Origin of the sequence: Flavobacterium azooxidireducens (assembly GCF_023195775.1) — a bacterium.
Lineage (GTDB): Bacteria > Bacteroidota > Bacteroidia > Flavobacteriales > Flavobacteriaceae > Flavobacterium > Flavobacterium azooxidireducens.
The window spans coordinates 2533231-2557529 of record NZ_CP096205.1 but is presented as its reverse complement, the minus strand read 5'-3'; the positions used below and the strand labels follow the sequence as shown (position 1 = coordinate 2557529).

Here is a 24299-nt window from a genome sequence, read left to right as displayed (position 1 = left end):
CTCATCACCTTAGTGCCTTTTATATAAATTTTTCGATGCTAAACGTTGCTAAATGAACTTTTGATTTGGTTTCTAATTCTTGGTTAAATGTTAGAATTAATTGGTATAATTTATCCAAATTTTCAACCGGAACAAAAGCATAAAATGCGATGGATTCGTTTTCGTTTACTTCACTTCCAAACCAATTGGATGCTAAGGCTTCTTCGGACAAATCTTTGAATCCGGTTACGTCTCGATACGAATAGGTTTTTACACCGGATTGTTTGAGCAAATGCTGTATCTCTCGTTTGAAAGAATGAACAGCGGTTATTAATACTAGTTTCATGTTTTTGAGGTGCTAAGGTTCTGAGGTATTAAGGTTCTGAGATTTCACTAATTACTATTCACTAAGGACTAATCACTAATCACTATTCTTCTGCCATTTTTTGCGTTCGGTGATGTAATAAATCAACGGAACTACAATTAAAGTTAACAACGTAGAAACAATTGCTCCGGCTACTAATGAAATCGCTAATCCTTGGAAAATAGGGTCAAATAGGATAATCGATGCTCCAATTACAACAGCTCCTGTGGTTAGTAAAATTGGTGTGGTTCGAACAGCTCCTGCTTCAATGATGGCTTGTTTTAGTTCTATTCCGTCGTTTAATCTAATTTCGATGAAGTCGATTAATAAGACGGAATTTCTCACCATTACTCCTGCCAAAGCAATCATTCCGATAAAAGATGTGGCTGTGAAGAAAGCTCCCAACAACCAATGACCTAGCACAATTCCAACCAGCGAAAGTGGAATGGCTAACATCATCACAATCGGCGTTTTAAAGTTTTGAAACCAACCTACAATTAACATATAAATTACCAAAATTACGACTAAGAAAGCCACACCTAAATCACGGAAAACTTCTAAGGTAATCTGCCATTCACCATCCCATTTTACGGTGAAATTACTTTCGTCGGAAGGTTGTTCCATGTATAATTCATTTACAGAATAGCCTTTTGGTAACGTAATTTGTTTCAATTTTTCTTCCATTCCCAAAATGGCATATACCGGACTTTCTAAATCTCCCGCCATATCAGCTGTTACATACACCACTCTTTTTTGATCTTTACGGTAAATAGTGTTTTGCAAAGTACTTTCGGTCACTTTTACTAAATCGCTTACCGGAACGACATTGCCCTGTGCTCCTTTAATTTTTAGGTTTTGAATGTCTTGCAACGACGTTTTATCTTGGTCGCTTAGTGATAAAACAATACCCACCGGATTGTTAGAACGTTCATCATACAAATTGGAAACAGGCATTTCACGTAACAAATACGTTAAATTACCCACCACTTGTTGCGGAGCAATTCCGTTCAGCATCGCTTTTTCTTTGTCAACTTCCAATTTATATTCGGTTTGGGCATCTTCCACCATCCAATCAATATCTACAATATCAGTAGTGTTTTCTAAGATGGTTTTTACGTGATGAGCCACTTTAATTTGCTCTTTATAATCAGGTCCATAAATTTCTGCTACCAACGTAGAAAGAACAGGTGGTCCGGGTGGAACTTCAATTATTTTTACATTCGCACCATATTTTTTGGCAATTTTTTGCACTTCCGGACGAACGATTTTGGCAATGTCATGACTTTGTAAATCACGGTCTTCTTTGTGTAATAAATTCACTTGAATATCGGCCATATTGCTTCCGCCACGCAAATCGTAATGACGCACTAATCCGTTGAATGTTATCGGTGCAGAAGCTCCAATATAATTTTGATAATCTACAACTTCCGGCACAGTTGACAAATACTGAGCAATTTCTTTAGTAACGGCTGCTGTTCTTTCCAAGGTGGTTCCTTCCGGCATATCAATGACCACCTGAAATTCATTTTTATTATCAAAAGGCAACATTTTCACGGCCACCGATTTGGTAAAAAACATCAATACCGAGCCGATTAGCAATACCGTTGTAATTCCCAACATCACCATTCTTTTCTTAGAACTTTCTAAAAACGGACGCTCTAATTTGTTGTAAATTTTATAAATACGAGAAGTTTCTAAACCTTGTTCTTCTTTGTGTTCTTGTTCATCTTTTTCTCTTAATAAATGATAACCTAAATAAGGTGTCACAGTTAATGCCACAAACAACGATAAAATCATGGCAATGGAAGCTCCAATCGGCATCGGACTCATATAAGGTCCCATCATTCCGGATACAAAAGCCATCGGAAGAATCGCCGCAATGACGGTGAATGTGGCTAAAATGGTTGGGTTTCCTACTTCATTTATCGCATAAATGGCAGCTTGTTTAAATGGTAATCGCTTCATTTTGAAATGGCGGTGCATGTTTTCGGCAATGATGATACTGTCGTCGACCACAATTCCTACCACAAAAACAAGGGCAAAAAGCGTAATTCTATTCAACGTATAACCTAATAAATAATAACTGAATAAAGTCAGTGCAAAAGTCAACGGAACGGAAAAGAAAACTACTAATCCGCCTCTCCAGCCCATGGCTAACATCACTAATATGGTTACAGCCAAGATGGCAACACCCAAATGCAATAACAACTCGCCTACTTTGTGTGAAGCCGTTTCCCCATAATTTCGAGTAACTTCCACATGCACATCATCGGGAATTAAATTAGTTTTGAGTTGTTCAACTCGTTCAAGGATTTTATCCGATATTTTCATTGCATCGGCACCTTTTACTTTTCCAACAGAAATAGTAACGGCAGGATATTCGCTTGGCTTATTGGTAAACTTTTCATTCGCTTTTCCATAGCCAAACGAAACATAACTCCGAGCTGTGGAAGGTCCGTCTTGTATGGAAGCCACTTGTTTTAAATAAACCGGCATATTTTGATTTATTCCCACCACCAAATTTTCAACATCTTCGGCATTGGATAAAAATTTTCCGGTAGTGATTAGATATTCCGTGTCATTTTGCACAAAGCTTCCCGATTGCGAAGAACCGTTGTTGGCTTGAATCATTTGCATAATTCCCAACGCATCCACTTTGTTTTCGGCCATTTTATCTTTATCTAAAATAACTTTTAATTCACGGGTTCGTCCGCCAATTTCTTTGGTAATAGCTACATCTTTTACTTTTTCAATTTCCGAAGTAACTTCTTCTGCCAATTGTCGAATTTCAAAATCATCGTATTTTTCACTCCATAATGTTAATCCTAACATTGGAACATCGTCGATTGAACGCGTTTTTACCATAGGTTTATAAACACCTTGCGGAAAAATATGTTCGTGTTTGGCTAATTCGTCATACAATTTCACATACGAACGCTCAATGTCTTCGCCTACATAAAACTGAACAATAATCATGGCTTGACCATTCATTGCCATGCTGTGCAAATGTTCAACTCCTTTAATGTTTGATAAAACTTTCTCCAACGGTTTAATCACTCGACTTTCCACTTCTGCCGGTGTTGCTCCCGGATAACCAATCATTACATCGGCCATTGGAACATTAATTTGTGGTTCTTCTTCTCTTGGAATTAAGAACGAACTATATACGCCAATCACCATCAAGGCCACCATCAATAAAATGGTTAGTTTGGAATTGATAAAGAAATTGGCAATTTTGCCTGAGATACCTTCTTGCATAATTTTAATGTGTTAATTTGTCAATGTGTCAATGTGACAATTGACTAATCGGCTAATTGAACAATTGATTAATTAATTTGAACTTTTGCTCCGTTAAACAATTTACCTTCTGCTGAAACGATATACGGTTCTTTGGAGGATAATCCGGAAAGTACTTCGACTTTATTGCCATAGGTTTTTCCGATTCTTAACCATCTTAAAATAGCGGTATTGTTGGCAACTGTATAAATTCCGGTGAGCTGACCTTGTTTTACTAATGCCGATTCGGGAACTAAAACTTGTTCTGAATCTTCTTTTGAATCAACAATTTTTTCAATTGGAAATTGCACGTTGACAAACATTCCGGAAAGAATGGTTTTATCCATTTCATCTAAATTGACTTTCACTAAATATTGTCCACCAGTGTTTTTGGCTGATAAACTCACTTCCGACACTTTTCCGGCTACTTTTTTATTCATTGATTTGATGATGATTGAAACCGGCATTCCTTGTTTAATTTTTGAAATATCAGTTTCAGAAACCATAGCGGTTACTTGTAATTTCCCAGAACCTTCCACACTCACTAACGGCATTCCCGGATTGGCCATGTCGCCTTCTTTTATAAAAGTATTTGTAACAACTCCGCTAAATGGTGCTGTGATATTGGCATAATTAAATTGAGCCATGACTTCGTTTCGCATTTGTTTGGCACCTTCTAAACCAGCTTTTGCCATTTCAAAACGAGCGGTCATATCGTCTAATTCTTTTTGGGAAGCACTTTGTTGACTAAACAAGTTTACAAAACGATCGTAGTCTTTTTTAGCATTATTATATCCGGCTGTTGCTTGCAAAATGGAAGCATCTACTTGTGCTTTTTTGGCTTGTAAATCTGTATTATTGATACTTACCAACAGTTGTCCAGAACCCACTTTTTGTCCCACTTTCACATGAACTTTAGTTACATAACCCATCATTCTTGTACTTACATTGGCACTGTTTTCGGCTTCAATTTTACCGCTTGCTGTTACAAATGGACTGGATGTATTTTCAACTGAACTATTTACTTTAACTGCAATGGTAGGTAATGTTTTAACTTCTCTTTGGTCGCTTCCGCAGGAAAAAAGGAATGCAGCTGCCAAAAAGGATAAGATTGTTATTTTAATTTTCATAAGGTTGAATTTATTTTTTAATGTTTTTTTTCTAGAACACAGATTTAAGAAATTTTTAAAATTTTTAAAATTTCTCAAATCCGTGTTCCTACTATGATTATTTTGTTAAAAATTCTATATACATTTTGGTGAAATTGTATTCAAAAACCGCTTGTAAGTATTCCAATTCCTTTTGAGCCGTTTGTGTTTCTGTCATCAATAAATCGGAAGTTTTTTCTAAACCTTGAGCAAAACGATTTTGGCGTATTCGGAAACTTTCTTGTGTTTGTTCAAAAGCTAATTTAGAAAGTGTTACTTTGTTTTGAGCATCGGCCAATTGACGATTGGTTTTGTTCAATTCCAGCTGACTTTGTTTTTTGTATTGTTCTGCCTCGGTTTCAGCTTTCTGAAATTCTACTTTTGATTTTTCAAATTTTCCGATGGATTTGTATCCGTCAAATACATTCCAAGACAATTGTGCTCCGACTGTGTATCCATTTGCTCCAAATTGAAAGATTTCGGTGTCGTATAATTCATACGTTCCAAAAGCATTCAAACGAGGTAAAAAACTCATTCTTCCGGAAGTCATCATATTTTTATAGGCTTCAGTTGATTTTTCCATGGCTAAAAAATCTTTTCTTGATGTTGATAATTGAGCATTTTCAACTATTGGATTGATTTCGTTTTCTAAATTTTCAACCGGTTTATAAATTCCGCCTTTGGTATCTTCGTTCAATAAAAAAGCCAAATAATCAGATGCATTTCGCACATTACTTTTGGCGTAAGTTAATTGATTGGCAATTTCATTCACACGCACTTGCACATCTAACACATCTGTTTTTTGAAGCATTCCTTGTTTGAAATAATTGTTGACCAAATTCAGATTGGCTTGTGAAGTAGAATTCGCTTTTTCTAAAACCTCAACTGCTTTGTAAGCCAATTGAAGTTGCATAAAGGCTTTGTTTACTTCCAATTCTAAATATTCTTTGGTGCGTTCTGTTTGCAATTGATAGGCTTCCATTTTTGATTTGGCCGCTTTTCTTTCATATAAACCATCGGCATTAAAAATGGGTTGAAGCATTTCAATTTTGGTTGCATAATTCTGCACTTGGCTAGGATCATTCAACAAAGCGGGATTAAAATCGGCTTGCGTTAAAATTTCCTGATTTAATTTTGAACCAAAAGCCATCAACGGATTATTGGTAGAAATTGCCGTATGCGAAGCAGAAATACTCGGCAAAAAAAGTGCATTCGATTGACGGTAATCCGAACGAGCCGATTCAAACGTTTGATTTGAAATTTTGAGTTGCAAGTTTTGTTCTGTCAATTTGGTTGATAAATCGGTTTTGGATAATTTTAAAGTATCTTGACCAAAAGCGGATAGCACCACTATGATCATCACGATTGTAAGACTATTTTTTAATTGCTTCATTATATTATTTCTTATTTATGACGCAAAATTAAGTCGACAAAAATCGGTGTGCAGTAACATTTGTTACTGTGTAACATAGGTTACAATCCTATTTATGACATTTATCATTTTTATTCGTTTTTTAATTAAAGATATTTGTGTCTTTAATTAAAATTGCGATGCAAGTTGACATAGATTTACTTTTTACTTGGGGTGCTATCGCCAAAAAATATAAAAAAAACGATGTCATTTTTTATGAAGATGATTTGGCTTTATTTTATTATCAAATTATAGAAGGTTCCGTTCGTATGTATAATTCGAATGATGAAGGTAAAGAATTTACGCAAGGTGTTTTTTGTGAAGGAAATAGTTTTGGTGAACCACCGTTGTTTATAAATGAAGTATATCCAACAACTGCCATAGCATCCCAAGACAGTATTATCATCAAACTTTCAAAAGAAAAATTAATGAAAATATTAGAAGATTATCCTTCAGTGAAGTTATCTTTTTTGGAACTAATGGCGAAACGAATTTATGATAAAACTGTTTCAAGTAAACAAATTATCAATCAAAAACCGGAACATCGCATAAAATCATTCTTAGAGAATTATAAAAAACAAAACCAACTTTGTTGTTCAGAAAAACAACTTATTCCGTATACTAGACAAGAGATTGCCGATTTTACAGGTTTACGGGTTGAAACTGTAATTCGCACACTTTCTGAAATGAATAAAACAAAAAAAGTAAATATTGACAAGCACAAACTATATTTTTAATGAAAAAGATAAGCCTAACCTATTGGATAAAAATTTCACTTTTCAGTTTATTTATTGTCGCTCTTTTAGGAACTCTAATGCGTTATAAAATAGCTTTTGAATTACCATTTTTAGCTCAAAAAAACATTCAGCACGCTCATTCTCATTTTGCATTTTCTGGTTGGGTTACACAATTGTTGATGGTTTTAATGGTAAGGTATTTGTCTCAATATACTTCAGAATCAAAAATTTCAAAATACAACATTCTTTTTTGGGTGAATATAATTGGAGCATATGTTATGCTAATTAGTTTTATAGTTCAAGGTTATGGCTTTGTTTCTATCTTATTTTCTACCATCAGTATTTTTGTATTTGTTTGGTTTGCCGTTTGGTTTTATAAAGATTCTAAAGAAATTCCCACCCATTCTTTAAGTAAAAAATGGTTTTTAGCTTCCTTGTTTTTTGGTATAATTTCATCAATTGGTACTTTTGCTTTGGCCTATATGATGGCGACCAAAAATGTGCCGCAGGATTTTTATTTATCTTCCATTTATTTCTATTTGCATTTTCAATATAACGGTTGGTTTTGGTTTGCTTGCACAGGATTATTCATGAGTTTATTACAAACCAATCATTTAATTGTCAGAGAAAATGCTATTATTTTCAAACTTTTTGCGTTGAGTTGCCTGCCCGCCTATTTATTATCTGTCTTGTGGTTAAAATTACCCGCTTGGGTTTATAGTTTAGCAGTAATTTCAGCAATTATTCAAGTTATAGCATGGTTTAAATTAGTAAAATTATCATTTTCAATTTTCAAGATAAATCAACGCATATCAGTTTTTTTAAAGGTTTTATTTAAAGGAATTGCTTTTTGTGTAACACTCAAATTACTATTGCAATTTGGATCTGTTTTTCCTGTATTAAGCAAGCTGGCTTTTGGATTTCGACCTATCGTTATTGCTTATCTTCATTTAGTTTTATTAGCCATTATTTCCGGTTTTTTACTCACTTATTTATACACAAACGAATTAATTTATCGTTCTACCAAGACAATGTTTTTCTTGGTAATTTTTATCATTGGTGTATTTTTAAATGAATTTTTATTAGCCCTTCAGGGAATATTTTCATTTGAATATGTATTGATTCCATATGCCAATGAATTGCTTTTTGTTTCAGCAATTGTTTTATTAACCGGTATCTCAGGAATCGTGTTTTTTAATCAAAAAAAAGTCTAAAAAAGTACGTTCTTATGATTTCACTCATAAAATAGATTTGTTAAAACCATGAACTTTGATTCAGAAATTTTAAAGAACTCTAATTATGAAAAAAACAATTCAACTTCTCGTTTTAGCCGGTTCTATACTGGTGTTAAGTTGTAAGCAAAACAATGAAACTCCTCCAACTGCTACTCCAGAAAATGGTGTGGATTTAAGTGTGGGTCAATCCGGTGTTCAAGACGATGTTTCTAACCCAAATATTGTGCAAGTTGCGGTGGGAAGTAAAGACCATTCTACATTAGTAGCTGCTGTTCAAGCCGCAAGTTTAGTTGATGCCTTGAGCAATGCGGGACCGTTTACCGTTTTTGCTCCTACCAATTCTGCTTTTGATAAACTTCCTAAAGGAACTGTAGAAGGCTTATTAAAACCTGAAAAAAAGGGAGATTTAGAAAACATATTAGGGTATCACACCTATGTTGGCGTTTTAAAGGCCGAATACATGCAAAACGATCAAGAATTTGACATGGTTTATGGTGGAAAAGTTAAAATTACTAAACAAGGTGATAAAACGTTTGTAAATGGTTCTGAAATTGTTGCCAGTATTCCAACATCAAATGGAATTATTCATGTTATTGGTGATGTTTTATTGCCTAAATAATTTTTTTTCTATTTTAATTATTAATTCGTAAAAAGCATGAATGGTCGTATTCACGCTTTTTTTTGTAATGGTAATTATAGTTATGTTAAAAATGAATGAACATGATTAAAATCATATTCTACTCTTTATACAAAAAGCATCTTTGTGACTTTATACTAAAAACATTATTTAATGACAACTCATTCTCCAACACATACCTTCCACATTCCAGTTATGGGATTAGCCTTTACAATTGACAGCCCAATTCGTGTGGCTCAATACGGAATTGATTCTGTTATTTCTATAGCAGATGACGAACTAATTGAAAAAATGAACGCTTTTTACGCTAAAAAATTTCAAATTCCTTATCAAGAGATTTCAAAAAAAATGCATGATTATCGTGCCATAAGAATCACATCCTACTTAAACCTAGTGGATACAGTTGTAAAAGAAAAATTTGAACAATACAAATTAGAATTAGCCAACAGTAAAACCAGTTTGGAACATTTTATTGCTATGTTACCAACTAAATCGGAATTAAAAATCAAATTAGATACATTTTTATCCGAAGGAATTTCTTGTCCAACACAGCTCAAAAACTTTTTAGAAAAAAATTTGTTTCCAGGCAGTATTGATGTAAACATCATGACCAAATTAGACAAAGATAATTTTGATAAAAAGGAACAATTGCCCGTTGAATTTAATGATGCTCATGCCGCTTTAAGAGGATTTGCGAACAGCACTGTAACTTCTTCACTTGTACTTTCTGCCGGAATGAATCCGAGATTGTTCAGTTATATGGAACAGTTTGATGTTTTCTTTCCTTCGTTGGAAGGAAAATTGAACAAGAAAATTATTTTAAAAGTAAGTGATTACCGTTCTGCTTTGATTCAGGGTAATTTATTGGCAAAAAAAGGAATTTGGGTATCCGAATATAGAATAGAATCCGGGCTGAATTGCGGCGGTCATGCCTTTGCAACCGATGGGTTTTTGTTAGGTCCGATTTTGGAAGAATTCAAACAAAAAAAATCAGAATTAATTCAATCAACTACCGATTTGCTCAACAAAGCTCTCTTAGCCAAAGAAAAAGTAGTTCCGGAACAACCTCTACCCTTAAAAATTACAGTTCAAGGTGGAGTTGGAACAGCAGAAGAACATCAATTTTTGCTGGATTATTATCAAGTAGATTCAGTAGGTTGGGGTTCACCTTTTTTATTAGTTCCGGAAGCCACCTCGGTAGATCAGGAAACGCGTGATTTATTGGCAAATGCGAAAGAGTCTGATTTCTATTTAAGTAATATTTCTCCTTTAGGTGTGCCATTTAATACGGTGAGAGGAACAACAAACGACTTTTTTAAAACACAACGAATCATCGCAGAAAAAGCCGGAAGTTCATGTCCTAAAAAGTTTTTGGCCTTGAGTAAAGAATATGATCCTACCGGAAGTTGCACCGCTTCTAAAAAATACCAGGATATCAAATTAGATGAATTGAATGATCGTAAAAATGAAATTTCTCTAGAACAATTTCAAAAAGAATTCAACCAAATTACTGAAAAATCGTGTCTTTGTGTTGGTTTGGCCAATGCCGGTTATTTAGATTTAGGAATACCAATTAAAGGTCAGTCGCAAGGCGTTGTGATTTGTCCGGGACCAAACTTAGCCTATTTTGACAAGGAAGTTTCTTTATTTCAAATGGTGCAACATATTTATGGAAAAACAAACGAACTAGTAGCTGCAAACCGACCACACTTTTTTATTAAAGAACTTTCTTTATATGTAAATTATTTTAAAAATGAAATCGATGTTTTAGAAGAAGCTTCTGCCCAACAACAAAAAAAAGTGAATCAGTTTAAATTGAATCTTTTAAATGGAATAGCTTATTATAAAAATTTATTTGAAAACACACTCTATTTTAATGAATTTCAAAATAAAATGATTGAAGAATTAAACCATTTTGAATTGGAACTAGAAAATGAAAAAGAAGTAGTGCTTTAACTTATTGCTTTAAAAAAGTTTCACCGGATTTTAAACCCACTGCCAATTCTTCCAAATTTGTGGTTTCCAGCATTTGCCTTAGGTCATTACGAATAGACATAAATTTTTCATGTAAGGGACAAGGATGATTTGCATTGCATTTTTCCATGCCTAATCCGCAACCTTTGAACGCAACATCGCCATCAATAGCGAAGACAATTTGAGCTAATTTAATTTCAGAAATTAATTTTTTTGGAATAAAAAAACCTCCATTAACTCCTCTTACAGAATGAATTATGCCATCTTTTGATAGTTTTTGAAGAATTTTGGCGGTAAAAGCTTCGGGAGAATTAATTTCTTTTGCAATGTCAACAGAGCCTACTTTCCTATCCAATAAAGAATTAATTGCAATAAAAATTGCGGCTTTTATGGCATATTCACACGACTTTGAAAACATGATTGCTATTTTATGCAATATTAATTAATTATTGACAAATACAGGCTTCTTAATTCATCGATTGATAATTATTGAAAATAATTGAAATAATCTTTTAAATACTTTTCAATATCATCACTATTTTTATCAATTTTTCCCTCTGAAAAATTTTCTATTTTGAATTTTAATGGAATTAAATAATTGTGCAGTTGCTCGTGAGCTTCACCAGTCATTGTACATTTTTTAAATATCATAACAAATTCAGCTTGTAAATTTGTAATTAATTCTTCCGTATTTCCGTTTTCAGTTGAGTAATCTGCAATTAATTGTTGCATGTTTTTGATGCCTTGGGTTGTTTCTGCATTAGCTTCCCATAATTGACCTTCATTTAAGGAAACTGTTGAGAATTGAAAATCATCTTCTTGTTCAACTTCTGTTTTTTCTACAGTTCCTTTTTGATTGTCCTTTTGTTGACAAGAATGCAATCCTATAACAAATAGAATTATTACAAATTGAAATGCTATTTTCATGTTTTACTATTTATAAATTGAAAATTGACTGCCTTTAATAAGCAGCCAAATTTCAGTTATTAGGGTTCGTAGATCGCTATTTTTTATTGAAATTGTAATTGTAATTCAATTGCTTTTAGAAACAAAATATTATTTTCCAGATGAATATGTTTGTGTAAATCTTGTTCAAACTCTTTTAGCATTTGATAGGTAACTTTGTAGGTAGAACAAGCATCTTCGGGTGGTGTAAATCCATCTGTGAGAGTGGCAATCTTATCAAATCGTTCACCTTCAATTGAATGTTCATCTTTCATCATCGCAATTGGATTTTCAACTGTGCCAAAATGTGGTTCTTGAATGGGTTGATTATCTTTTTGTGCTTTTACCATTTTTTGGATGAACGGGAAAAGGATTAATTCTTCTTTTTTCATGTGTTGAGCTAAATCTCCCGCACTCATTTTGAACAAAGAATTGATTTCAAAAAGTTCCGGATGACGTTCGCCATGTACTTTGCATAATTTGTCTAAAAACTGAAGCAATACTACTGATTTTTCTTCAACATACGAATGGTGTTTCTCTATGATATAATCGATTAGTAATGTGGGTGACCATGATTTAAAGTCAATTGCATTATCGTTTTTTGATTCTAAAACAGAGTTAATTTCATTCTCTAAATCAGCCGGATTAATATTTTTTTTGATGCAAACTTCTTCTAAAGTTCGATTGCCTTTGCAACAAAAATCGATTCCATATTTAGAAAATAAAGCTGCCGTTCTAAAGTCGTTGGCAACATATTCGCCAACGGTTAATTGTTCTAATGTATTCATTGGAAGTTATTTTTTTAAATTATTTATCAAAGATAAAAGCTTTACAACCTCCTATTTATGACTCAAATCATAGTAAGCTTTTTTTTCGAATTTTAATTATTGAATGGTTTTATACATAATTACATCCGAAATATTCTTGGCTCTCATTTTAATTTCTTCGGCTTTTTCACCTACAAAAAGTTCGTCTACTGTTTTTCTGAAAACTTCATTCCAATGATTAAAATGAGTACGCGAAAGCGGACATTTGTTATGCAATTCTTTGTGTTTTTGCATCGGATTTCCGTCGAAGTTTCCGGTAAAAAACAATACGTTTTCCCAGAAATCATACATTTTAGGCAAATGATTTTCCCAATTAATTTGAGCAATTTCATTAAACAAAAAACCAATTACTTGATCTGTTTTTATTTTTTCGTAAAACGTATCCACTAATTTGACAATGTCATTTCGGTTGTGTATATCTTTTTTCATCACAATGCAAATTAGGTTATTACAAATCTTTTCGGATGAATTTTCGTAACGAGAAATAAAACGGAATTATCACCCAAAGTACCAACAATCCGAAGGAAGCAAAAAGTCCGACCGTTGTTCCGAAAAAATCTTTAAAAATAGCACCGGTATAACCCATCATAGCCGACACATCTAAATGCAGTAATATTTGGATTCGGGCTAAATCTATCGGACTTAATGCCGTGACAGCTACCATAGCTTTTTCAATAGGATATTCGGACAATTGAAACAATAAAAACAATACTAATCCATCAAAAAGTAACGCAAAATACAACCAAGTTAATATGGCAAATCCAATTCCTTTTGCTTTATCGCGAGTTAGAATAGAACATAAAAAAGCCAACGCAATAAACACTACGGAAATCAAACATCCCACTAAAATCATCATCAATCCAACAGAATTTGGTGCATTGATTAACAACGGAATTCCTGCTCCGATAAAAAAAGCCAAAACCATCGAAGCACTCAAACCAAAAAATAAACTTTGCCAGATTTTATTTCGTTTGAGGGGTTGACTCAATAGTAATTCGATAAATTCGGAACTGTTGTATAAATAGATGGTTGTGAACAAAATAGACACTAACGGAACCGTAAACAAAATAACATTTAAAATGGTTAACAGTCCTTTGGCACTATTGTCTTCTAAACCAAAAGCACTCCAAGACAACAGACTTAAAACAATCGTATAAACTAAAACAATTTTGTTTTTTAAGATGTCTGTTAATATAATTTTGATGATTCTGTTCATTTTTTCTGTTTTAGAATACTCGCAATGGCTTTAGAAATTTTCGTTTCACTGGTTTCCGTTTTCAAATCGGCTACTTTTTTATGAAAATGAATGTTGCCTTCTTGCATAAAAATAATTTCGGTGACCAAATCGTCTAGCTCACTCAACAAATGCGAGGTAATTAAAATCAATTTTCCTTTTTCTTTTTCTTTGATGATTTTATCTTTCAAAATCTCAGAAGCTAATGGATCTAAACCGGCAGTAGGTTCATCTAAAATCAACACATCAGGATTAAATAAAAACGCTAATGTTGCACTTACTTTTTGTGTGGTTCCTCCTGAAAGCGTACGCATTTGCTTATCTGCCATTTTATCTAACTCGAAACTGTGCCATAATTCTTGATCTAATTCTTGATTAGAATTTCTGATTGCTTTAATCATTTCAATAACACCACCAATGGTCATTGTGTCTGGATATCGTCCTATTTGAGGCATGTATCCAATTTTTTCACGATATAGATATTCTTTAACTATACTTTTTTCATTAAAATCGATAGAGCCGCTGTCTGGTAAAACCATTCCTAAAATAGTTTTAATCAATGTTGTTTTTCCACAACCGTTTGGACCAATTAAAGCAATACATTCACCTTTTTTACAGGAAAGTGAAACATCGCTGAGCACGTTTAACTTTCCAAATTTTTTAGTTAATTTTTTAATTTCTATCATAATTTTAGGGGCTTCATCAGTGGTGCTTTGTCTACAAAATTATCGGGTGTGATGCTGGGTAATACTTTTTCGGATTTGTCTAATAACGTAATCATAAAACTTCGAAACAACAACATGGCGGAGGGATTTTTTTCTACCAAAACTGCAAATAAACTTAGCGGATGATAAGGAATATCGCCTAAACCATCTTTGTTGATATCATAGCCTTCATATTTGTCCCAGTAGTTATTGTTAAACGTGTTTAAAACCAAACTTCCATTGGTTCCCATGTCGAAAGTATTGCCTTGAAAATTGTTGTTTACAATTTCATTATCCATACAACTCGCTTGAATTTTCATGGCCCAACCGTTGCTTTGGAAGACATTCTTTTCAATTTTGATGCGGTTAGTTCCTTCCATATAAATGCCGGATGTATTATTTTTAAAATGGTTGGAATGAATATAACTGTCTGAAATCTCTTTTAATAAAAGTCCATAGGAAGAAGCTCCCCAATTTTCATCAAAATAATTATTGATCATCGTGACATTTTTAGAAAACATTACAGCTACTCCCGCTCCATTATTTCTGAAAATATTGGTTAGATATGAATCATTAGAAGAGAACATAAAATGCAATCCGTAGCGAATATTATTTGTTGCGATGTTTCGCCAGATTACAGAATCGTAGACAAATTCAAAATAAATTCCGTCGCGATGACCTTTAATTGTGTTGCCGATGATTTGCAAATCATTACTTTTCCAAGCGTGAATTCCGTTTCCAATTTGTTGCTCTTCCTTTCCGTAAGCAATAATGGTGTTGTTTTTAACGATACAATTTCTTCCGTTTTGGATGTAAATGCCAAAGAAATTATCATCCAGTTGATTTCCTTCAATTACTACAAAAGATTTGTTGTAGACTTTAATTCCACAAGGATCTTCTAATGCTCCAAATCCGGAATTAATCACTCTAAATCCTTTTACAATTACACTATCTGCATGAATCGAGAGGACTTCTACTTTTTTCTGTCCGTCTAAAACCGGAAAATCTTTTCCTAGGAAAACAATTTTTTTATCTATTCGAAGGTTACCTTCTTTGTAAATTCCTTTGTAAACCAACACAGTATCGCCAACTTTCGAAGCTTTTAAAGCTTGTTTGATCGTTTTATACGGTTTATTGATTCCTACTTCCAGTTTTTGAGCTTGAAGGGAAGAAATACAAAGCAGTAAAAGGAAAAGTAGTCGCATTAAAAAGAGCTTTTAGTTTATAATTTCATTCCAACTAATGGCTTTGGCTTTTAGTTTCTCACCAAAATTCTGAGCATCTGAAAAAGTGGCAAAAGCGGCAATATTTCCATGCATCGGACTATTGATGTCGCCACCACTGATGTAAAAAGCTTTAGTAGCATCAATCAATTGATTATTCTGTGTGTAATCATGCACATAATAACTTTTGACTTTTGTGGCTTCATTTTCTTCACAGTATTTCACCAAACAGGATATATCATCAAACATAAAATGGCGTCCTTTTTGAGTTTGAATTTCTGCACCGAACTTTCCATCGGATACCGGCATTTTGCAAAATTCGCATGCATCTACATTTAATTTAATTGGTTTTGGCTCATTGCCACTACAAGCTGTTAGAATAAAAATTGACATTAGTAACAAAGCAGCTTTTGGTTTCATAAAACGCTTGTACCATTTGTATTCCAATGTCAATACAATAAAAATTAACAAACCGCTACCAATTAACATCCATCCACCAATATCCGGAACCGAATAAGCTCCAAAATTCAATAATTGTTTGTACCCAATTAGTGGCGGTTGATAAGACATTCCGGGTACTTTAATCGCAGCATTGGGATCTAAATTGTGTCCGTATTCATAGTTCCATCGATAAAAATCGACCCCGGCAAGAATGGTGAAAAGTATAAACGAAATAAATAAAGCTGTTACAAATTTTCTTTTCGCAATTAAAGCCGATACTAAAGCAAATAGACCAAAAAAACCAATTATGTATGGTAGAATTTTAAACTCTATAAAGTTTTCGGTATGCAAAGTAGCCATGCCAATGTAATGGTTTAAACCGTTGATAATTTCTACATCACCTCCAATTTTATTGGCATATAGTTTTAAATTTAAACCTTCCGGATATTGTGGAGCATCTAAGTCGATTTGCCACATTGGAAAATAGAGCGAACCCAAAAACAAGCCTGTTACAATCAAAAGTAGCACTTTTGAAAGTAAAGATATTTTTACTGTTTTCATTTTTTTTGAATTAAGGGAGCATCCTGAAACAGGTGCTCCCATAAATTTAATTATTTACCAGCCGGAAAATTTGTTCCTAAGCTATAATGAAGAGGAACATTAGCTCCTTTTGGAGAAACACGAATGTATCCTTGCATTTCTTGGTGTAATGCACTACAGAAATCGGTGCAGTAGAATGGGAATGTTCCCACTCTGTCCGGAACCCATTTTAAAGTTGTGGTTTCACCCGGCATGATTAAAAGTTCGCCATTATCGGCACCTTTTACAGCAAATCCGTGTGGCACATCCCAATCTTGTTCTAAGTTTGTTACGTGGAAATAAACCTCATCACCTAAAAATACACCTTCAATATTATCCGGTGCAAAATGCGAACGCATAGAAGTCATATAAACGTGCACTTTGTTTCCTTCACGAACCACTTTAGCTTCTTTCTCACCTTTTGCGGCATATGGGTGTTTGTTGTCTTCCAGTTTATAGAATTTCAACTGTCCGTTATTACGAATTAAATCGGCCGGTGCGGCTTGAGCATAGTGCGGTTCTCCAATGGTTGGGAAATCTAAAATTAATTGCATTTTATCACCACTAATATCATAAATCTGAGCACTTTGACACAATTCTGGTCCGGTAGGCAAATAACGATCTTTTGTGATTTTGTTATAAGCAACTAAATATTTACCAAATGGTTTTTTACTGTCGCCACCGGGAATACACAAGTGCCCTACAGAATAATAAGTTGGAACTCTATCTAACACTTTTAGTGATTTAATGTCCCATTTCACCACTTCTGAAGAAACGAACATGGTTGTATAAGCATTGCCTTTTCCGTCAAATTCGGTGTGTAATGGTCCTAGACCCGGTTTTTGAACTTCTCCATGTAAAACAGCTTCATATTTTAGAACCGGAATTCCGCCATAATCACCTTCATAAGCTTTATCTTTTATGGCTTTTTGTAATTTATCATAACTAAATACCGGAATTAAAGCAGCTAATTTTCCTGAACCAATAATGTATTCCCCTGTTGGATCTACGTCACAACCATGAGGCGATTTTGGGCAAGGAATCATGTAGCAAATGTCTTTTAATTCAGAAGCATCCAAAACTAAAACTTCTGTTTTAATTTCTGATTTTGCAGTATGTGTATGTTCATCCCAAGTGTTATGAGCATAACGTACTTTTTGTTTTTTACCTTTACCTGCTTTTACATACTCTTCTGCTTTTTTCCAGTTTACAGCCATGATAAAATCTTTATCTTTTTGCGAAGCATTTACTTCCAGCAATGTGTTTGCTTGTTCGGTATTATAGCAAGAAAAGAAAAACCAACCGTGTGATTTGCCTTTACCTGCGTGCGACAAGTCAAAATTTACACCTGGTGTCATAATTTGAAAAGCAATATCCATTTCGCCTTCTTTACCCACTTTTACAAAACTAATGTGACCTTTGTAATTTTCTTTGTATGTATTAATTGGCACATCTCCATTTTCATAATCACCGGGCACACTAAAACGAGTTCCGGCAACCACATATTCTGTGTTTTCTGTAATAAAAGGAGAAGAGTGATTTCCACCGCTGTTAGGTAACTCAATAATTTCAGCTGTTTTAAATGTTTTTAAATCAATACGAGCAATACGAGGTGTATTGTTGGCATTACCAAAAACCCAGCGTCCATCTACTTCTCCATTGGTTTGAGACATTTCTGTGTGGTGTAAATCATCCCAAGGTACAAATCCGTGTGAAGTGTTCAACATAGGTTTTGTTTCTTCACTATATCCCCATCCTTTTTCCGGATCAACTGAAAAAACAGGAATTACTCTGAACAATCTTCCGCTTGGAAGTCCGTACACACTTAATTGTCCGCTGAATCCACCGGAAACAAAGTTGTAAAATTCGTCATATTTACCTGGTGCTACGTATGCTTTTTGAGCTGCATCCCCACTCACTGTATCACTTGTATTTTTAGGTTTACAAGACCCCATAAATGCTGCAATCAAAACTACTGCAGAAGTAATTTTTAACAATCTTGATTTCATATACTTTCGATTTATAATTAATTTATTTTTAAAAATTATTTCACACCATCGTTTTGACGCATGTATTCCAAAATATGTCTGGCATCATCATCGGTTAAAGCTTGATTAGGCATACGAACCAAACACAATTCCAATTGAGCTTGTAATTCTGGATCTTTGTCTATCATTGGATCAGGATTCGTTGAGAAATTCATAATCCATTCCGGAGTTCTGCGTTCGGTAACTCCCTTCCAACCGGGTCCTACTAAACGTTCGTCGGTTAATTTATGGCAAGACATACATTTTACGCCGGCCACTTTTTCGCCTTCTGAAGCCATTGCTACATCTAAACCGGTTCCCAAGTCTACTGTGGTAAATTTTCCTTCTCCTCTTTTTGGATCATAAGAAGATGGGTCTGATGAGGTTTCAGTTGAAGAAGCCTTTGTAAAGTCTTCTCCAGCATTGGTTTTTTCTTTTCCACACGAAAAGAATAAGAGCAAACCAACTGCTAATAAATACATTTTGTTCATATTAATTTAGGTTAAAATTATGACACAAATTTCCAGCGTAATTATTCGAAAATTTATGATTGCAATCATACAAATCATGTTTTTTTAACCCTTATATTTGCACAATAAATTACTATCTCGTTTTGAAATATTTTATAGCCATAGTAACCTTCTTCTTTTTATTCAGACCTATTTTTCCGGTGATGAATTATGTGGTGAATTATGATTATATTTCTAAAGAATTGTGTGAAAACAAGGCAAAACCGGAATTGGAATGTAATGGCAAATGTCATTTAAAAGCTGAGTTAGCCAATGCATCAGAAGAGAGCACGCCGGCTTCCCATGAATCAAAAAGTAATTTTAGTATTGAACTTTTATTTTTAGAATCGTTACCAAGCTATTCTTTTCACAACATTTTTGTTGAAAAAGAACCAGTTTCTAATTTTTATTCAAAACTATACTTTCGACTAAATAGTACTTCCGTTTTTCATCCTCCCATTATATAATTTTTTCTTTTTTGTATTTAAATTTTTTAGAAAAGGATTAAATTTTTAATCCAACACTATTACTATTTCTTTAACCTAACCATTAGCCGAACAAAATCGGTGAAAAACAACTCATGCAATTTATTGAGCAGATGGTTACAATTTCTATAACTCAAATTAAAAATTATAATGAAACTATATAAAATACTATTCGTTTTTGCATTAGCTATGCTAACTTCTTGTTCTTCTGATGATGAAACTGTTACTATTAATGAATTAGAAGGTTTATCAAAATTCAAAGAAATCACTAATGATACACATACCATTGAACTATATTCTCCGGCCGGTTTTCTTGAACAAGGTTATAATGAAATATCCTTACGAATTAAAAACAACACAACGAATGAATACATAAAAAATGCCTCTGTTGAATGGATGCCCTTGATGCACATGACGATGATGACGCACTCTTGTCCGAAATCTACTATTGAAAAAACAACAGCTGAAGGAACTTTGTATAAAGGTTATATCGTTTTTCAAATGCCTCAAAATGCAACAGAATATTGGGATTTAAAACTAGATTATACCATTGATGGAACTGAATATTCAGCAATATCTGTTATTGATGTTCCTGCTTCTGCAAAAAGAAGAATTAATACGTTTACAGGAACTGACAATGTTAAATATATTGTTGCCTTTATAGAACCTCATCAACCCAAAGTAGCCCTAAATGACATGGTCGCTGGGGTTTTTAGAATGGAAAATATGATGAGTTTTCCTGTTGTAAACGACTTAAAACTTAAAATTGATCCGAGAATGCCAAGTATGGGAAATCACGGCTCACCTAATAATGTAGATTTAACCCAATCAACTTCTGATGAATTTTATCACGGGAAATTATCATTAACCATGACTGGTTATTGGAAAATTAATCTTCAATTGGTTAACGCTTCCAATGATGTTTTAAAAGGAGAAACAGTTACCGAATCAAATGAAGCAAGTAGCATTTTCTTTGAAGTAGAATTCTAAAAACAGTATTAACGGCCAAAGGTTATTTAAACTTTTGGCCTTTTACTATGTATTATGAAAAAACAATTTTATGTTTTATTCGTTCTTTTGTCTACAACCTATTGTTTGGCACAAGAGCAATTGACAGACAGCATTTTACCTGTTAGACTGAATGAAGTCATTCTTATTGGAAAACCTTCTCGATTAGACCAAAAACAAGTAAAACCACTAGCTTCGTTGGATGAGTATTTACAACAATCCGGACGAATCGATATGATTAAACGCGGAAGTTATGCTTGGGAACCCATGATTAATAACATGGCAACAGAGCGAACAATTACCACCATCGATGGCATGCGTATTTTTGGTGCTTGTACCGATAAAATGGATCCGGTGACTTCGTATGTAGAAATATCCAATCTTTCGGAAGCTACTATTTCTTCCGGTCAAGAAGGAAGTTGTCACGGACCAACGATTGGCGGTTCATTGGATTTAAAACGACTTCGCAGTAATCAAGCAAATTTAGGTTGGTCAGGGAGTTTAAGCAGTGGTTTTGAATTCAATAACAAGCAACGAATTTTGGGCGGAATGGTTCATTACAAAGACAGTTCTTTGTATGTTGATGCTAATCTAACCTATCGAAAATCCGACAACTATTATGCAGGAAATCATGAAGAAATTATGTATTCACAGTTTCAAAAAATGAATGCTTCTATAATTTCCGGGTATCAATTTCAAAATAAATTAATAGAAGGATCCATTATTTTTGATGAAGCAAATGATGTTGGTTATCCAGCCTTACCAATGGATATTTCGCTGGCTAGAGCACTAATAACTTCTTTAAAATTTGAAGTTGCTCCAACATCCGGTTTAGTAAATCATTGGGAAAATAAGCTGTATTTTAATACCATCACTCACTTTATGGATGATTCCAAACGGCCGGATGTTCCCATCAGAATGGATATGCCTGGTTGGAGTGATACATATGGTTATTATTCAAAAGGAAAAATCACAAAAGAAAATCACCATATCCAATTTAATTTGAATGGTTTTTACAATCGTTCTATTGCTGAAATGACTATGTATCCCAACGATCCCAATGAAAATGCCATGTTTATGTACACTTGGCCAGATGTTCGAACATTTTATAACGGTATTTATTTGGAAGATGAAATTGAATTTTCTGTCCAAAACTCTCTAAAATTAAATGGTTCTGTTGGCTTTCATCAAAACAAAGTAGCCAATGAATTTGGACTGGAAAGTTTACAAATTTTCTATCCGGAAATGACAGACCAACAAAATCGCTTCTTAAAAAGTGTTTCGTTGCAATACAAACATCAAATCAAACACTGGAACTTTTCAGTAGGTTCAGGATATGGAGAACGGGCACCTTCCGTAACAGAAGGTTATGCGTTTTATATTTTCAATAGTTTTGATTTGTTTGATTATATCGGAAATCCAAATCTATCAAACGAAAAATCAATTGAAGGAAATTTTGATGTTTGGTTTAAAAACGAAAAAATGAAAACAGGAATCACTTTTTCTGCCTTTCATATTGTAGATTATATGATAGGAATTCCTGATAGTAATTTTATTCCAATGACCATTGGAGCAAGTGGTGTGAAAATGTATAATCAACTAACATATGCCAATTTGATTCACAGTTCATTAAAATTTGATTATCGTTTAACCAATTATATTTTTTGGAATAATCAACTGCAATATAGTTATGGAAAAGATTCCGAAAACCGAAATCTGCCATTTATAAGTCCGCTACAATACCAAAGTCAATTACAATATAAAAAGAATCAATTTCAAACGGAAGTTACTATACGAGGAAATGCCACACAATCTAATTACAGTTCTTTTTACGGAGAAAACAGCACGCCTAATTATGTTATTTTGAATGCCTCGACAGGATATAATTTTAAATGGAATTCACAAAAATTAATGCTGAATGTAGGTGTAGAAAATGCATTTGACACTTATTATTCTACATTTACCGACTGGAATAACATTCCCAGAATGGGACGAAATGTATTTGTTAATTTGATTTACAATTTTGAAAAATAAAAAAAATCAAGCAAATTGTTCAGATTCAATGCCTTGATATTGACACGAATGTTCTAAAATCAACATGGCAACATCCAACATATTTTCGAGCTCACAACATTCTTTGCAGCGGTTGTAGTAGCCTAAACATTCCATTAAATCGGAATGAATTTTATGTAGATTTGATAAAACAATTTGCTTGCTTTCAAACGAATTAGTAAGCAAACTAAAAGTCATCCAATTTTTAACTTGCAAATTAAAATCTTTTAATATGGTAGGTGCAATAAATTCCGGTTTATGGTTATGTGAATGTTCATAATACAAAACATCATTGTTTTTGTCATGAGCAATAACTTCGGCTACATTGTGAGAAAAAACTAAGGCTTCTATTAATGAATTAGAAGCCAAACGATTAGCACCATGCAATCCTGTGCAAGAACATTCGCCTAAAGCATATAGATTTTTGAGTGAAGTTTGTCCGTTTTCATTCACTTCAATTCCACCACATTGATAATGGGCTGCCGGTACTATCGGAATTAAATCGATTTTATAATCAAACCCTTTTTCTTTGAGATTGGAAAAAATGGTTGGAAAATGTTTTTCAAAACCCTTATTATTCAAATGACGAAGGTCTAAAAACACATTTTCTTCGTTTGAAATAATCATTTCTGTTGCAATTGCTTTGGAAACGATATCTCGCGTAGCCAATTCTCCTCTAACATCATAATGGTATAAAAATCTTTCTTCTTTATAGTTAACCACATGAGCACCAAATCCTCGTAAAGCTTCTGAAATAAGAAACAAATTGCCTTTCTTTTTTTCAAATAAAGCCGTCGGATGAAATTGAACATATTGCATATCTTTTACAGAAACTCCTGCTCTAAGTGCCATTGCAACTCCGTCTCCTGTAGCATTTTCAGGGTTGGAAGTATAGTTAAAAATATGTCCCGAACCACCGGTTGCCAAAACAATATGCGGAGCATAAACTGCCGAAAATTGGTTGTTTCTATCGAAAAAAGTGAGTCCTACAGCTCTTTCTGTATTATAAATATTCTCTTTGATGATATCCACCGCCAACGCATTATCTATGATTTCTATAGAAGGATGAGATTTGATTTTATTCCATAAAACTTCCTGAATATGCCAACCTGTTTTGTCTTTATAATGAACCACTCGTTGATGACTATGACCGCCTTCTAATGCTAAATCTAATTTTCCTTTGCGGTCTGCATCAAATTCTGCTCCCCATTTAATGAGTTCTTGAAGTCGTTGCGGAGCTTGTTTAATAACCATTTCAACTATTTCTAAATTACATTTTCCTTGACCTGCTGCTAATGTGTCTTGAATATGCTCTTCATAACTATCGATTAGTCGATCACAAACTACTGCTAATCCGCCTTGTGCTAATGAAGTATTGGTGGCACACGGATCACCTTTGGCCAATAAAACAATTTTTAGAGCCTTATTTTTTTCAATTAAATGAAGAGCCAATGAAAGTCCGGCTATTCCGGTACCAACAATAATTACATCACTTTTTTTCATA

The 24299-nt window shown here is 33.7% G+C and carries 22 protein-coding genes; 7 read left to right on the top strand and 15 right to left on the bottom strand.

The genetic code is table 11. The features are described 5' to 3' along the window. Window positions 1-19: 19 nt before the first annotated feature. The 4 genes from M0M57_RS11185 to M0M57_RS11170 form a co-directional block, all read right to left on the bottom strand. Window positions 20-325 (bottom strand): hypothetical protein, encoded by a 306-nt coding sequence (locus M0M57_RS11185; RefSeq protein ID WP_248433113.1) that lies wholly within the window; start codon window positions 323-325, stop codon window positions 20-22. 75 nt (window positions 326-400) lie between these two features. Further along, window positions 401-3601, bottom strand: a complete 3201-nt coding sequence (locus tag M0M57_RS11180; protein WP_248433112.1) for an efflux RND transporter permease subunit — start codon at window positions 3599-3601, stop codon at window positions 401-403. Between the two features lie 68 nt (window positions 3602-3669). After that, a complete protein-coding gene (locus M0M57_RS11175; RefSeq protein ID WP_248433111.1) occupies window positions 3670-4749 on the bottom strand; it encodes an efflux RND transporter periplasmic adaptor subunit in 1080 nt (359 codons plus the stop codon). Window positions 4750-4846: 97 nt separating this feature from the next. Further along, window positions 4847-6160, bottom strand: coding sequence for a TolC family protein (locus tag M0M57_RS11170; RefSeq protein WP_248433110.1), 1314 nt, complete (start codon window positions 6158-6160; stop codon window positions 4847-4849). A gap of 137 nt (window positions 6161-6297) precedes the next feature. On the opposite strand from M0M57_RS11170, the gene M0M57_RS11165 reads away from it, so the two are divergent. From M0M57_RS11165 to M0M57_RS11150, 4 genes are all read left to right on the top strand, one after another. Beyond that, window positions 6298-6915, top strand: coding sequence for a Crp/Fnr family transcriptional regulator (locus M0M57_RS11165; RefSeq protein WP_248433109.1), 618 nt, complete (start codon window positions 6298-6300; stop codon window positions 6913-6915). After that, the gene (locus tag M0M57_RS11160) at window positions 6915-8129 is read left to right on the top strand and encodes a hypothetical protein (RefSeq protein ID WP_248433108.1); all 1215 of its coding nucleotides are present in this window, start codon (window positions 6915-6917) and stop codon (window positions 8127-8129) included. The genes M0M57_RS11165 and M0M57_RS11160 overlap by 1 nt, the downstream gene beginning before the upstream one ends. An 85-nt stretch (window positions 8130-8214) precedes the next feature. Next, on the top strand, window positions 8215-8769 hold the full coding sequence (locus tag M0M57_RS11155; protein WP_248433107.1) for a fasciclin domain-containing protein: 555 nt from the start codon (window positions 8215-8217) through the stop codon (window positions 8767-8769). 171 nt (window positions 8770-8940) lie between these two features. Further along, complete coding sequence (locus M0M57_RS11150; protein WP_248433106.1) at window positions 8941-10743, top strand: hypothetical protein; 1803 nt, start codon at window positions 8941-8943, stop codon at window positions 10741-10743. Window position 10744: 1 nt separating this feature from the next. Here the strand turns inward: M0M57_RS11150 and M0M57_RS11145 are convergent, their stop codons facing one another. From M0M57_RS11145 to M0M57_RS11100, 10 genes are all read right to left on the bottom strand, one after another. After that, window positions 10745-11179, bottom strand: a complete 435-nt coding sequence (locus M0M57_RS11145) for an RrF2 family transcriptional regulator (RefSeq protein WP_248433105.1) — start codon at window positions 11177-11179, stop codon at window positions 10745-10747. Between the two features lie 68 nt (window positions 11180-11247). Beyond that, a complete protein-coding gene (locus M0M57_RS11140; protein ID WP_248433104.1) occupies window positions 11248-11688 on the bottom strand; it encodes a hypothetical protein in 441 nt (146 codons plus the stop codon). Between the two features lie 83 nt (window positions 11689-11771). Continuing rightward, window positions 11772-12494, bottom strand: coding sequence for an iron-sulfur cluster repair di-iron protein (ric, locus tag M0M57_RS11135; protein ID WP_248433103.1), 723 nt, complete (start codon window positions 12492-12494; stop codon window positions 11772-11774). A 96-nt stretch (window positions 12495-12590) separates the two neighbouring features. Further along, on the bottom strand, window positions 12591-12962 hold the full coding sequence (locus tag M0M57_RS11130) for a group III truncated hemoglobin (protein WP_248433102.1): 372 nt from the start codon (window positions 12960-12962) through the stop codon (window positions 12591-12593). Window positions 12963-12981: 19 nt separating this feature from the next. Next, window positions 12982-13749, bottom strand: a complete 768-nt coding sequence (locus M0M57_RS11125; protein WP_248433101.1) for an ABC transporter permease subunit — start codon at window positions 13747-13749, stop codon at window positions 12982-12984. Beyond that, complete coding sequence (locus M0M57_RS11120; protein ID WP_248433100.1) at window positions 13746-14453, bottom strand: ABC transporter ATP-binding protein; 708 nt, start codon at window positions 14451-14453, stop codon at window positions 13746-13748. Before M0M57_RS11120 ends, M0M57_RS11125 begins: the two co-directional genes overlap by 4 nt. Next, window positions 14450-15676, bottom strand: a complete 1227-nt coding sequence (locus M0M57_RS11115) for a nitrous oxide reductase family maturation protein NosD (RefSeq protein ID WP_248433099.1) — start codon at window positions 15674-15676, stop codon at window positions 14450-14452. The genes M0M57_RS11120 and M0M57_RS11115 overlap by 4 nt, the downstream gene beginning before the upstream one ends. Window positions 15677-15688: 12 nt before the next feature. After that, window positions 15689-16696, bottom strand: coding sequence for a nitrous oxide reductase accessory protein NosL (locus tag M0M57_RS11110; RefSeq protein WP_248433098.1), 1008 nt, complete (start codon window positions 16694-16696; stop codon window positions 15689-15691). A gap of 50 nt (window positions 16697-16746) precedes the next feature. After that, window positions 16747-18723 carry a Sec-dependent nitrous-oxide reductase gene (gene nosZ / locus M0M57_RS11105; protein WP_248433097.1) on the bottom strand — a complete coding sequence of 659 codons (1977 nt, stop codon included), beginning with the start codon at window positions 18721-18723 and terminating at the stop codon, window positions 16747-16749. A 35-nt stretch (window positions 18724-18758) separates the two neighbouring features. Further along, window positions 18759-19232, bottom strand: a complete 474-nt coding sequence (locus M0M57_RS11100; protein WP_248433096.1) for a c-type cytochrome — start codon at window positions 19230-19232, stop codon at window positions 18759-18761. A 122-nt stretch (window positions 19233-19354) separates the two neighbouring features. Here M0M57_RS11100 and M0M57_RS11095 point away from each other — a divergent pair, with 122 nt between their 5' ends. The 3 genes from M0M57_RS11095 (at window position 19355) to M0M57_RS11085 (ending at window position 22777) form a co-directional block, all read left to right on the top strand. Continuing rightward, complete coding sequence (locus tag M0M57_RS11095) at window positions 19355-19717, top strand: hypothetical protein (RefSeq protein ID WP_248433095.1); 363 nt, start codon at window positions 19355-19357, stop codon at window positions 19715-19717. Window positions 19718-19885: 168 nt separating this feature from the next. Next, window positions 19886-20725, top strand: coding sequence for a hypothetical protein (locus tag M0M57_RS11090; protein WP_248433094.1), 840 nt, complete (start codon window positions 19886-19888; stop codon window positions 20723-20725). Window positions 20726-20779: 54 nt separating this feature from the next. Then, window positions 20780-22777, top strand: coding sequence for a TonB-copper family protein (locus tag M0M57_RS11085; protein WP_248433093.1), 1998 nt, complete (start codon window positions 20780-20782; stop codon window positions 22775-22777). A gap of 6 nt (window positions 22778-22783) precedes the next feature. Here the strand turns inward: M0M57_RS11085 and nadB are convergent, their stop codons facing one another. Further along, entirely contained in the window at window positions 22784-24298 is a 1515-nt protein-coding gene (gene nadB / locus M0M57_RS11080) for an L-aspartate oxidase (protein ID WP_248433092.1), read from the bottom strand. Between the last annotated feature and the right edge of the window lies 1 nt (window position 24299).